The organism is Streptomyces venetus (genome assembly GCF_039540295.1).
GTDB lineage: Bacteria > Actinomycetota > Actinomycetes > Streptomycetales > Streptomycetaceae > Streptomyces > Streptomyces venetus.
The window spans coordinates 385740-397943 of sequence record NZ_BAABET010000004.1 but is presented as its reverse complement, the minus strand read 5'-3'; the positions used below and the strand labels follow the sequence as shown (position 1 = coordinate 397943).

Annotated in this window: 9 protein-coding genes; 4 read left to right on the top strand and 5 right to left on the bottom strand. The window is 70.4% G+C overall.

Translation table 11 applies throughout. The annotated features are described in order from the left end of the window. The first annotated feature begins 89 nt into the window (after window positions 1–89). Complete coding sequence (locus ABEA82_RS15520; protein ID WP_345662054.1) at window positions 90–1334, top strand: PucR family transcriptional regulator; 1245 nt, start codon at window positions 90–92, stop codon at window positions 1332–1334. Between the two features lie 51 nt (window positions 1335–1385). On the opposite strand, the gene ABEA82_RS15515 is transcribed toward ABEA82_RS15520, so the two are convergent. Then, a complete protein-coding gene (locus tag ABEA82_RS15515; protein ID WP_345662053.1) occupies window positions 1386–4121 on the bottom strand; it encodes a SpoIIE family protein phosphatase in 2736 nt (911 codons plus the stop codon). A 242-nt stretch (window positions 4122–4363) separates the two neighbouring features. Between ABEA82_RS15515 and ABEA82_RS15510 the strand changes: the two genes are divergently transcribed. Then, the gene (locus ABEA82_RS15510; protein WP_345662052.1) at window positions 4364–5038 is read left to right on the top strand and encodes a TetR/AcrR family transcriptional regulator C-terminal domain-containing protein; all 675 of its coding nucleotides are present in this window, start codon (window positions 4364–4366) and stop codon (window positions 5036–5038) included. Beyond that, complete coding sequence (locus tag ABEA82_RS15505; RefSeq protein ID WP_345662051.1) at window positions 5035–6087, top strand: threonine aldolase family protein; 1053 nt, start codon at window positions 5035–5037, stop codon at window positions 6085–6087. Before ABEA82_RS15510 ends, ABEA82_RS15505 begins: the two co-directional genes overlap by 4 nt. 67 nt (window positions 6088–6154) lie before the next feature. Here the strand turns inward: ABEA82_RS15505 and ABEA82_RS15500 are convergent, their stop codons facing one another. Next, window positions 6155–7396 carry an SLC13 family permease gene (locus ABEA82_RS15500; protein WP_425588526.1) on the bottom strand — a complete coding sequence of 414 codons (1242 nt, stop codon included), beginning with the start codon at window positions 7394–7396 and terminating at the stop codon, window positions 6155–6157. A gap of 115 nt (window positions 7397–7511) precedes the next feature. Continuing rightward, entirely contained in the window at window positions 7512–8657 is a 1146-nt protein-coding gene (locus ABEA82_RS15495; protein WP_345662049.1) for a PrpF domain-containing protein, read from the bottom strand. A gap of 180 nt (window positions 8658–8837) precedes the next feature. Between ABEA82_RS15495 and ABEA82_RS15490 the strand changes: the two genes are divergently transcribed. Then, window positions 8838–9791: a LysR family transcriptional regulator gene (locus tag ABEA82_RS15490; RefSeq protein ID WP_345662048.1), complete on the top strand. Its 954-nt coding sequence runs from the start codon at window positions 8838–8840 to the stop codon at window positions 9789–9791. 10 nt (window positions 9792–9801) lie between these two features. Here the strand turns inward: ABEA82_RS15490 and ABEA82_RS15485 are convergent, their stop codons facing one another. Next, complete coding sequence (locus tag ABEA82_RS15485) at window positions 9802–10932, bottom strand: DUF2235 domain-containing protein (RefSeq protein ID WP_345662047.1); 1131 nt, start codon at window positions 10930–10932, stop codon at window positions 9802–9804. 15 nt (window positions 10933–10947) lie between these two features. Beyond that, window positions 10948–11856, bottom strand: coding sequence for a DUF6424 family protein (locus ABEA82_RS15480; protein ID WP_345662046.1), 909 nt, complete (start codon window positions 11854–11856; stop codon window positions 10948–10950). Window positions 11857–12204: the final 348 nt, after the last annotated feature.

Sequence of the window (12204 nt, the reverse complement as noted above, 5' to 3'; positions counted from 1 at the left end):
ATGCACCTGTCACCGTTTTGTGCGGAGTGATGAACGCCGTCCGGATCTCCCCTGTCGGCCCGCTTGTCCTGAATGGCATGCTCGCGTTCATGGGGAGCCTCTTCGCCGAGCTGGCCCGACAGGCGTCCACCAACGCCCGTCGTGAGGTCGAGACATACACACGTGAGATACCGGAGTTCGGGTTCCTGGACGAGGACTCCTGGGCGCGAGCCGAGACGCTGGAACATGCGATGTGGTTCCGGCGTCGTACCATCGAACTAGCGCCGGATAACAGCGAGTTGAGCGGAGACGATCTCGGTCACATCGCATCGATGGGGGAGCTGCGGGCAGGTGCCGGGATGTCGCTCGATGCGCGGCAGCGGGTGCTGCGCGTGCACACCGCCCTCATGCTGCGGGAGATCAACGAGGCGACCGAGGCCCAGCGCGGCGGCGGCGTCGACGAACTCATGCGCATGATGACCTGGTTCGCGCCCCAGGGCGAACGAGGCATCGCTTCCTACCGCCAGGGATTCGTGCGCGTACTGCGCCGCCGAATGCCGTACACCGAGCAGGTCGCCCTGCTGACCCGCTCATTGCTGAACGGAGATCCGATTTCGGCGGAACTCTCCGCAGCCGTCGACATGGAACTCCCGGACCGCTACGCGGTGACGGTTTTTCGTATTCCGGACCGGCCCACCATCGATCGTTTCCTGGAAAGCGAGATCGGGGCGCTCGTGAAGAGCCGTCGTGCGCCGGTCATGTGGGGACCGGAGGGCGGCGACGGGAGCGGTGAGCTGATCACCCTGCTTCCGCTGTTCTCCGGCCCCGAGGCAGCACAGAGCGCACCGCCGTACGCCGTTCCCGACCTCTCACCCGACCTCAGCCCCGACCACCTGCCGGACCTCGTACAGGACTTCGCCGAGGCCCTCGGCCACCCCTGCGCCGTCGGCATGTCCGTCGCACCGCTGCCGGAGCTGGCCGACGCTCTGGACCGCGCCCGCCGGATCAGCCGGGCAGCCCCACTGCGTCGGGCATCCGTCCGGACGCGGCCGCACACCCTGGCCGATGTCTTCGTCGAACTCGCCGTCGCGGACGTGCCACTCGTCGACGACTGGCTTCGCTCCCTGGCTCGCCACCTGGAGGCCGGACCTGACCTCCTCACCACCCTCGACGCGTACTACCGCCACGACATGCACCGCGGTGCCACGGCGACCTCGCTCAATGTCCACACCCGCACCCTGGACTACCGCCTGCGCCGGGTCCGTGAGCTCACGGGTATCGACCCTGGTTCGACACGCGGCGTGCGCACCTTCAGCGCGGTGGTCACCCGGCGCCTGTCGGGAGCATGGCGCTGAAACGCGTCGGGCGCGCCGGACCGGTGACAGTCCCCGGGTCTACGGCCTGCATCACAGGTCGGCTGCCTCGACGTCCAGGGGTGTGTCCGCGGGACTCGGGGCGGGCTGCTCCATGATCTCGGGCAGATTCTGCTCGGCCCAGATCACCTTGCCCTTCGGGGTGTACCGGGTGCCCCAACGCTCAGCCATCTGCGACACCAGGAACAGGCCCCGGCCACCCTCGTCCGTCGACGCGGCGTACCGCAGATGCGGTGAGGTGCTGCTGCCGTCAGCCACTTCGCAGATCAGCGCACGGTCGCGGATCAGCCGCACGTGGATCGGCCCGGAGCCGTAGCGGATGGCGTTGGTGATGAGCTCGCTCAGGATGAGCTCCATGGTGAAGCCGAACTCCGAGAGGCCCCACTCTTCGAGCTTTTGGGACACGGCGTCGCGCATGCCCGCGACGGCGGCGGGATCCGGTGGTACGTCCCAGTCGGCGATCCGGTCGGGCGGCAGTTGCCGGGTGCGGGCGACGAGCAGGGCGACGTCGTCCTTGGGACGCCCGGGGAGCACCCTGTCCAGCACGTGCTGACAGGTCTCCTCGGGCGGCCGGCCGGGGTGGCCGGTGAGCGCATCGCGCAGGAGCCCCATTCCCACGTCCAGGTCGCGCCTGCGATCCTCGATGAGGCCGTTGGTGTACAGGACGAGCTGGGTCCCCTCGGCGAGGCACAGCTCCGCGGTCTGGAACGGCATGCCGCCGAGACCGAGGGGCGGACCGGCGGGCACGTCCGGGAAAGTGACGGTTCCGTCGGGCCGGACCAGCGCGGGCGCCGGATGCCCCGCCCGTGCCAGGACGTAGCGGCGCGTCACGGGGTCGTAGATCCCGTACAGGCAGGTGGCGCCCACGACGCCCGCCGCGCTCTCCGCCGTCTCGTTCTGGTCGATGCTCCCGACCAGGTCGTCCAGGTGGCTGAGCAGCTCGTCGGGTGCCAGATCGAGCGCGGAGAAGTTGTGGACCGCGGTGCGCAGCCGTCCCATCGTGGCGGCGGCGTGCAGGCCGTGGCCGACCACGTCGCCGACGGCCAGTGCCATCCGGCTCCCCGGCATGGGGATCACGTCGAACCAGTCCCCGCCCACGCCCGACTGGGCGGGGAGGTAGCGGTAGGCGATGTCGAGGGCGTTCTGCTCGGGCATGGCCTGTGGCAGCAGGCTGCGCTGGAGGGTGACGGCCAGGGCGTGCTCGCGGGTGTAGCGGCGGGCATTGTCGATGCTTATCGCGGCACGGGCCACCAGCTCCTCCGCCAGCGACACGTCCTCTTCGTTGAAGCGCTCATGCTGTCGCGTGCGCCAGAAGGTGGCCATGCCCAGCACGACGCCGCGGGCCTGGATGGGGGCGGTGATGAGGGAGTGGATGCCGTAGTCGATGATCGCCTTGGCCCGCTCCGGGTCCTGCACACGCCAGCCCGTGGCGGTCGGCAGATCGCTCACCAACTGGGAGCGGCCGCTGCCGTAGCCGCGCGCCTGCGGGGTGGAGGGAAGATAGTCGAACAGCCGGCCCTGTTCGGTGAGCGGATGGTCGTCCACGATGCCGGACACGGCCGCGCGTCGCATGTCCGTCCCCGTGGGGCCCGGCTCCTCGCCGTGCAGGACCGCGTCGGCCAGGTCCACGGTGACGAAGTCCGCGAAGCGGGGGACGGGGACCCGCGCCAACTCGTCGGCGGTGCGCAGCACGTCCAGGGTGGTACCGATGTGGAGTCCGGCGTCGTACAGCAGCCGGAGCCGCTCCCGTGCCACCTCCGCCCTGCCCGTCACCGCCTGCAGCTCGGTGGAGTCGCGCAGGGTCACCACCGTTTCCCTGGGGCCGCCCTCGCGACCCGTGGGCCGCTGGTTGACCGCGATCAGCCGTTCTCCCGCGAGGTGCACCTCGTCGGTGGCCTCGCGCCCGGAGGTGAGCAGCGCCTGCATCTCGGGGTCGAGTCGCGGCAGTTCCGAGACGAGCCGCCCCTCGATGTCCGGGGGCAGCTCCAGCAGTCGTCTGGCCTCGTCGTTCGCCAGCATCAGCCGCCCGTCGGCGGACACGATCAGCACCCCTTCCCGAACGGAGTGGAGCACTGTGTCGTGGTGCTCGTACATCAGGGTCATCTCGTCCGGGGCCAGGCTGTGTGTCTGCCGTCGCAGCCGCCTGCCCAGCAGTGCCGTCACGCCGATGGACAACAGGAGCGCTCCGGCTCCCGCGCCCAGGATGATCGGTAGCTGACGGGTCACCTGACTTTCGACGTTCTCGACCTTCATCCCGGCCGAGACGAGCCCCACGACCTTGCTGTCGGCGTTCTTGATCGGCACCGTGGCCTGTACCTCACGACCGAGCGGGCCGTCGACGCTCTCCACGTAGAGTCTCCCCGCCAGCGACGGTCCGATCTCCCCCACGAACCGCTTTCCGATGCGGTCCGGCAAGGGGTGCGTGTACCGGATGCCCTTGGTGTCCATGACCACGATGAAGTCGACGCCGGCGGCCCGGCGTGCCGCTTCGGTGAGCGGCTGGAGGTTCTTGCTGGGGTCCGGGGTCTGCAATGCCGCCAGGACACCCGGCGAGTGCGCGAAGGTCTGTGCCACGGCCGTGGAGCGGCGCCGTGCCTCGGCGTTGTTGTCCCGCTCCGACTGCAGAATGAGAGCGACGACAGCGCAGGCTACGAGCAGCACCACCAGAGCCACCTGGAAAATCAACACCTGCCCGGCCACGCTCCGCGTGCTTTTGCCGACGAGACGCTTGACCGGTAGGCGCTGAAAACGGGCGAAAAGACTCGCCATGCGACCTTTTTAACACCGGTGATCCCAAGTGGCCAGGGCGGGCCCGATCCTTGTACGGCCGTCCTCGAACATCTGTGCGGGCCGCGCGTCATGCGACCTCGATCCCTCGTGTGCGGCGGGGACGGGTCGGCGCGCCGTAGAAACCCACAGGCCAGGCGCGCATGGGGTGGGGCGACATGGTTCAGGGGCGGAGTATCGGACCCCCGGTGACATTCGATACGACGTATCGTACGCTGACTCGTATGCCTCGGCACTCACCCTCACTGGACCGCGCGACCCCGGACCGCATCGCCGAAACCGCCCTCCTCCTGATCGACGAGGGCGGCCCTGAGGCGTTGACGTTCCGTGCGCTGGCGGTACGGCTGGAGATCTCCCTCGCCTCGCTCCAGCGCCGGTGCACCGACCTGGCCGGCCTGCTGGACCTGTGCGTCGACCATCTGGCCGCCCGGCTGCCCGAGGCCGGGCCGGACACCGACTGGGCCGCCGCCACCGAGACCCGGTTCACCGCGCTCTACCGGCTGCTGGCGGCCCATCCGGGACTGCTCGCCCTGCGCGGCACGCGGCCCTGGCTCGGCCCTCACCTGCTGGCCCGCCTCGTCGAGCCGCAGCTAGCCGACAGCCTCGCCGCCGGAATGACCCCCGGGGAGGCGATCACCGCGTACCGGCGGATGTACCTGCTCACCCTCGGCAGCGCCGGCTTCGTCGACCACCGCGATCCCAAGGCCGCACAGGCAGCCACCCGCAGCGCGCTGGCCGCACTCGACCCGGAGAGCTTCCCGGCGCTGACCGGGAACCTGGGCGAGATCGTGCCCGCCGTGACCGACCACGAGGTCTACTACGGCGCCCTGCGCCAGCTCATCCGGGCAGCGGACCCGAGGGCAGCACACACCGACCCACAGCAAGGACCCCGAACATGAGCGGCACAAGTCCCACGGCACGCATCTTCAGCAGTGACAACACCGCCGGCGCCTCCCCGGAGATCGTCGAGGCCGTGACCCGGGCGGCCGCCGGCCAGACCCAGCCGTACGGCGCCGACAGCATCACCGCCGACGTCCGGCGCCGCATGAGCGAGATCTTCGAACACGACGTCGACGTACTGCTCGTCTCCACCGGCTCCGCGGCCAACGCCCTGAGCCTGGCGGCCCTGACCCCGCCCTGGGGCAGCGTCCTCTGTCACCGCGACAGCCACATCAACAACGACGAGTGCGGAGCGCCCGAGTTCTACACCGCCGGTGCCAAGCTCGTCCCGCTCGGGGGCGACGATGCCAAGATCGACCCCCGCGAGCTGAGGGCCGCCGTGCGGCACAAGGCCGGGGACGTGCACAGCGTGGAGCCTTCCGTGGTGAGCCTGACCCAGGCCACGGAGACCGGTGCCGTCTACACCCGCGATGAGATCCACACCCTCGGCTCCATCGCCGAGGACGCGGGTCTGCGCCTGCACATGGACGGCGCCCGCTTCGCCGGAGCCGTCGCCGCGCTCGGCTGCACACCCGCTGAGCTGACCTGGCGGGCCGGGGTCGACCTGCTGTCCTTCGGCGCCACGAAGAACGGCACGATGACCGCCGACGCGATCGTCGTCTTCGACCGGTCCCTCACCGCCGAGCTGGCCTTCCGCACCAAGCGCGCCGGCCAGCTCGCCTCCAAGATGCGCTTTCACGCCGCCCAGCTCGACGCCTACCTCACGGACGACCTGTGGCTGCGCAACGCCGGCCACGCCAACGCCATGGCTGCCCGCCTTCAGGAGGGCCTCAAGGCGATACCCGAGGTCGGTCTGCTCGGCGCCGCCGACGCCAACATCCTCTTCTGCCGTCTGCCCCAGCAGGTCATCGAGGGACTCCTGGCCGACGGCTACGTCTTCTACCACGACCGCTGGGAGCCGGGCGTCGTCCGCTTCGTGACCTCCTACGCCACCACGGAGCAGGACGTCGACCACCTCGCCCGGGCCGTCGGCCGCCACGCCGCCTGACCCAGGGCCCTGGACGCGGACCTGCGTTCTCACCTACCTGGACGGGCTGCCGGGGGCGATTCACCCGCTATGACCAGGGCAGGACCAGCGCACCCCAGGCGACGACAGGACCGAGGGCGACGATTCCGCCGGTGTAGCCGATGACCTGGCGGTAGAAGCGGCGGGGGTCCACCCCGCGGGCGTTGCCGAGGACGAGTGCGCCGTTGGTGGAGAAGGGCGAGGTGTCCACGATCGTCGTGGAGACGGCGAGAGCGGCGATCAGTCCGGCCGCGCTGAGGTGGCTGGAGAGCAGCAGCGGTACGGCGATGGGGATGATCGCGGTGAGGATCGCCGTGGAGGAGGCGAAGGCGGACGTGAGGGCCACGGTGAAGCACAGCAGCAGGGCCACGGCGACCGGTGCGCCCAGGCCCGCCGCGTGCTCGGAGATGTTCTCGATGATGCCGGCCTTCTCCAGCATGGCGATGTAGGTCATCATGCCCGCGACCAGCAGCAGGGTGGACCAGCTGACGCCGTCCACGGCCTTCTCCTGCCGCTTCATGTCCACCAGGGCCAGCAGAGCACCGGCCGCGAGCGCCAGGAAGCCGATCTCCAGATGGAAGCCGAGAGCGCCGACCACGAGCGCCACCAGGCAGGCCAGGGTGAGCCACTGGCGCCAGTCGGGCCTGCCGGACACGGCGAGGTCCTCGTCCTCGGTCGCTTCCTCGGAGCCCTCGGCCAGCGGGACGGGGCGCTTGGCGAACAGCACGTAGGTGAGTGCCGAGAGCACCAGGTTGATCAGGAAGCTGGCGCTGAACAGCGTCACCGCGGAGACCTGCAGTTCGGTCTTGTCGACCAGGCCGAGCACCAGCGCACCGGAGACGGCGAGCGGGGAGAACGCGCCCGCGTGCCCCCCGCTGATCACCATCATGCCGACGACCAGCGGGTTGAGCTTGTAGCGGTAGGCGAAGTTCATGCCGATCGGCGCGAGGATCGCGACCGCGGCAGGAGTGAAGGTGCCGAACGCCGTCAGCAGGGCGGCCACCAGGAACAGCACCCAGGGGATGAGCGCGACCTTGCCGCGCACCAGCCGTACCCCGGCCGCGACGAGCCAGTCGATGGTGCCGTTGCGGCGTGCGACGGAGAACAGGTAGGTGACCCCGACGATGGTGACGAAGAGCTCCGCCGGGAACCCCTCGAAGATCTCGTCCTCGGTGAGGCCGAGCGAGGCGGTGCCGACGGTGAAGGTGGCGACGAAGGCGAGGATGCCCAGGTTGATCGGCAGCATCGTGCCGACCACGAACATCACCAGCAGCGCGCCTATGGAGATCACTTCAGCAGACATCTTTGTCCTTGGTGCGATGGGGAGGGGCGCGCCCCGAGGGCGCGAGGGTATCCCGGTGCGTGCGGCTGGGGGACCGGCCGACCGAGGTGATGTCCGTCCCGGTTCAGGCGGCTTGCGTGCCGCCTGTCTCCGGGACGTGGACGCGGCTTGATTCCGGGACGTAGATACGGGCGTCGGCGAGCAGCCGTGCCGCGCGTTGCACGGTGACCCGCCGCGGCAGGCCGTCCCGTACGTCGGTGCAGCGGACCGCGACGATCCCGGCGGGTGTGCCGAGACGTAGCCATTCCTCGGTCGGGCCGCCCGCGGTCCGGCAGACCACGGAGCCCTCGACGAGCCAGGCCGCCGCGACGGCGACGGCGGAGGTCAGGCCGATCGCGGGGTGCGGGGCGTTCATGCTGAGCATGCGCACCGAGACGTCGTAGTCCTCGGCCGCGATCTGCTCCCCGAGAGTGGTGGTGTACGGCACCGGCGGGCCCACCAGGCCCACCTTGGGCACCGCGTCGCCCGGTTCCTCACCCGGCTTGAGCAGCCCCATCAGCGGCGCGGCGGTATGGCGCACGGTGCGCAACCAGGGCACCTCCGTGCCCATCCGCTCCAGGGGCTCGGCGCCGGTGCGTCCGGTGCCGGGGGCGTCGACGAGGACGACGGGGGCTCCGGCGTCCACCATGCTCACCCGTACCGGCTCGGCGGCGGGGACCGGCAGGTCCTGCGCGGCCTGCCCGGTGGGGAGCAGTAAACCGGTGGTGCCGCCGGCCGGATCGCGGAAGGTGAGGCCGACGGCGACCCCGCCGGCACGGGTGCCGGGCACGGTCTGGCGGCCGAAGTGGTGAACGACGCCACCGGTGGTGTCCACGACCCCTTCGAGGACCGCGCCGGTGTTGGTGTTGCGCATCACCACACGAGTCCGGTCACCCGTGATCGGCACCATGCCCTTTGCGACCGCGTACAGCGCGACCCCCGTGGCGCAGTTGCCGCAGTTGCTCGTCCACTCGACCGAGCCCGTGCCGATGCCCACCTGGGCGAAGAGATAGTCCACGTCCACGCCGGGTTCGGGGGAGGCGCTCACCACCGCCGCCTTCGAGGTGGTGGGGGTCGCCCCGCCCACGCCGTCCAGTTCCACGGGGTCGGTGGCGCCGTACGCGGAGACCAGCAGCTTCTCCAGTTCGCCCCGGCCGGCGGGGACGTCGACCTGGTTGAACAGCCAGCACTTGCTGGTGCCGCCACGCACCAGGGTCGCGGGAATGTGCACGTCTGAGCTCTTCCTTGATCAACGAAGGGGAGGGAAGGGCCGAGGCGGTGGTTACGGGCGCATTGCGGGCCGGTGAACCGCTCGGCGATTGCGGAGACCTTCGCAGAGGCGTGACTTCGGAACAATCGCAGTTCGCTTCACATGGGTTTAGCTCCGCTAAAGTCGCCTAGAGTCGGAGGCATGCTGAACGTGCGCCGACTGCTGCTGCTCACCGAGGCCACCGAACGCGGGTCGCTCACCGCCGCGGCGGAGGCGCTGGGCATGACCACCTCTGCCGCCTCCCAGCAGATGTCCCTGCTGGAGCAGGAGGCCGGACAGCCCCTCATCGAGCGGCTGCCACGCGGGATCCGGCCCACCCCGGCGGGTGCCGCGCTGGCCGAGCGCGGTCAGGCGATCCGCCGTGAACTGCGCGCGGCACAAGCTGACTTGGACTCCTTCACGGCCCTCGACCAGGGCACGCTGCGGCTCGGTTCCTTCCCCACGGCGAGCGCGTCCCTGCTGCCCCTCGCGCTCACCCGCTTCCGTCGCCGGCACACCGGAATCCGTATCGAGGTACGGGCCGGAGTCCTCGCGGAGCTCCGGGAGATGCTCCACACCGGAGAGGTGGAGCAGGGGCTGCTCTGGGACTACGAGTGGAACCGCCTCGACGATCCGGCGCTCACCCTCACGCACCTCCTGGACGACCCCACGGTGCTGGTCGTCCCCGCCGACTCACCCCTGCGTTCCCATCCCTCCGTGCGCCTCTCCGACCTCGCCGACCAGGAGTGGATCATCCGCGCCGACAACCACCCCGTCGCCGACGTCCTGCGTCGCAGCTGTCGCCAGGCGGGATTCGAGCCGCGGATCGCCTACTCCTCGCACGACTACCAGGAGGCACAGGCCATGGTCGCCGCCGGGCTCGGCATCGCCCTCGCCCCCCGTCTGGCACTCACCAGCCGCCGCAGCGACGTACGTCTCCTGCCCTTCGCCTCCGACGTACCCGCGCCCACCCGCCGCATCCTCCTCGCCCGTGCCACGGCCCGCCCCGCCACCCCGCCCGCCCAGGCCATGGCCCGCGTCCTGCGCACGGTGGCGCAGCGGTTCACCGCCCCCGGCCTGCACCGGGCCCAGCTCGGCGCGGTTCGGCGCGGCTGAGGACAGGTTTTCAGCCGCCCTGTGTCGCCGCCGGCTTGGTCCAGTCGAGGTCGGCCCACTCCGTCGGCTCCCGCAGGCCGGGCTGGTACTCGGCGTCGTGCCGCCGCCGCAGTTGTACGCTCGCGTGCACCCGCGCGCCCTCGGGCACCGGACGCGAGCGCCGGCCCACGAGGATCCAGAGCGGGCCGTTCTTGTGCAGGGGCGCGACCGCGAACTCCTCGGTGAGCGTGCAGGACTCGGCGTAGGCGCCGGGGCGGAACAGCAGGTCGTCGCAGACGCCGTCGGTGACCCACTTGAGGGTGATGGCCGAGAGCAGCGGCTCGTTGGCGGCGTGCTCGAAGGTGCCGCCCACGTCGGAGTGCACCCCGGCGAACCACACCTCCTGAGCTGTGTCCCGCAGGGCCGGTGGACGCGGTGTCACCTCGTACTCGCGGTAGGGGCGCCGTTTCTCGTCGAGGGACACGGCGTGGCGGATGCGGGCGGCGTTGGGCAGTTGGTGGGTGTAGGGCCAGCGCAGGTTGCCCAGGCGCAGGATGCCCGCCGCCTTCACCGTGTCCCAGATGCCGAGGTAGGCGACGGGAAGGGCGTAGCGCGAGACCTGCTTCGCACGGCCGGCCACCTTCGCGTTGTCCTTCACCACCCGCCACAGCGGCTCCTCGTCGGTGCGCCGGCAGAAGGCGTGCGAGAAGCGCGCGACCTCCGCCATGCTCTTGTCGATGTCCTGGTTGAAGGCGTACTTGGCGACGGCGTACGGAACGAGGTTCTGCGAACCGGGGCGCATCAGGCCCGGCTTGTTCAGCATGCCCACCAGGGCCCGGGCGGTGTAGGCGCCGCGGCTGAAGCCGAAGACGTACACCTCGTCGCCCGGCTGCCAGTGCCGCATCAGGAAGGTGTAGGCCTCGGCGAGGTTCGTCTTGAGGCCCGTGCCGAAGGCCAGTCCGCTCACGCGGGAGAACCAGCGGCTCGCCGGTCCGCGTGCGACGGCCGACGACATGGTGCCGACGCCCGGGTCGTAGTACAGGAGTTGCTGAGCGGGGTCGTCCGCGCGCAGCATCTCGTAGAGCCGGACCACATTGGTCGGGTGGCGGGCGCCGACCTGGTTGCCGGTCCCGTCCAGGCAGATGACGATCTTGCGTGCCATCGTCGCGCTCCTTGCCTAGGCGTGCCGCCGTCCGCCGCGTCGCGGTCCTCCGTCGTGCTGTGTGCCGTTGGGCTGTGTGCCGTTGGGCTGTGTCCCGTCCGCCCGGGCGATCTGCATCTCGAACGCCTCCAGCGCGACAGGACTGTCGGACGGCAGCACGGCAATCTCCCGCAACTCCTGCGCCTGAGCGAGGGTGCTGGCCGCCTTGCTGTCCTCCGGGGCGTGCAACAGACGGACCCGGCCGTCGCCCGAGCCCCGCCTGCCCACCGGGGCCACGGCGCCATGGGTGCCGTCGGGCAGGGTCACCCACAGCTTGAAGTCGGAGTAGCGGAAGTAGTCCGCGCCCTTGACCGGCCAGGGATAGTGGTGTTCGCCGGGGCTCCGGGGCAGGATTCCCTGGTGGTCCCCGCGGTTCAGGGGTACGCACGAGTTGAAGAGGGAGTCGGTCCACGCCTCGACTCCGTCGGCGTCCGTGATCGGCCTGCGCAGCAGCTCGCGTGCCTCCTCGTATCCCAGTGCATCGAGGGCGGGCAGGGTGAGGGGAAAGGCGTCCACGAGTTCGGCCGCGAGCAGGCGCAGCCGGTCGACCTTCTCCGGGTCCGCGCAGAACTGCATGCTCCACTCGATGCCGGCCTTGGCGCGGTACATGCGCCAGCCGTCCCGCCCCTTCACCCACAGGCTGCCGCCGTGGTGCATCTCCCAGTGCTCGGATCCGGTGGGCCGGGGGCCGTAGGGCAGGTCCTCGTCGCTCGTTTCCTCGAGGATCTTCTTCACCGTCGCCTTCGCGGCCCGGAAGAACGACGACTCCTTGCGCCCCGGATGTTCGACCAGCTGGATTTTCCAGGGGTGGTTTCCCGCGTGGGTTCCGGCGAGCCGGATGGTGTCGGGCAACCGTGACTTGATGGCGGAAGCGATACGGGCCATGACGACCTCCTCGCACCGGCCGCGCGAACTCACGGCGGGTCCGCGGCGCCGGGTGCCTCTGCTTCCATCGTCCTCCTCGGGCCACGGAACGGCGAGCTCAGAGGCAGTTGACGGAGCAAAAGGTGAAACAACAACCAGCGGACCGGGTGAGCCATCCGGTGACGTCAGGTTCGACGACGTCCCTCGGCTCGGACACGAGCTGCCCGTCACGGGAGTGGCTGACGCTCCCGGCCTTCTTCGGAATCATCCTCCTGTGGCGTCGTGCTGGCGCCGCTGCCCTGACGTCACGTCAGGCAGCCGGCCCCGGACCATGAGTCGGGGCCGGCCCCGGAACCGGTGTACCGCACG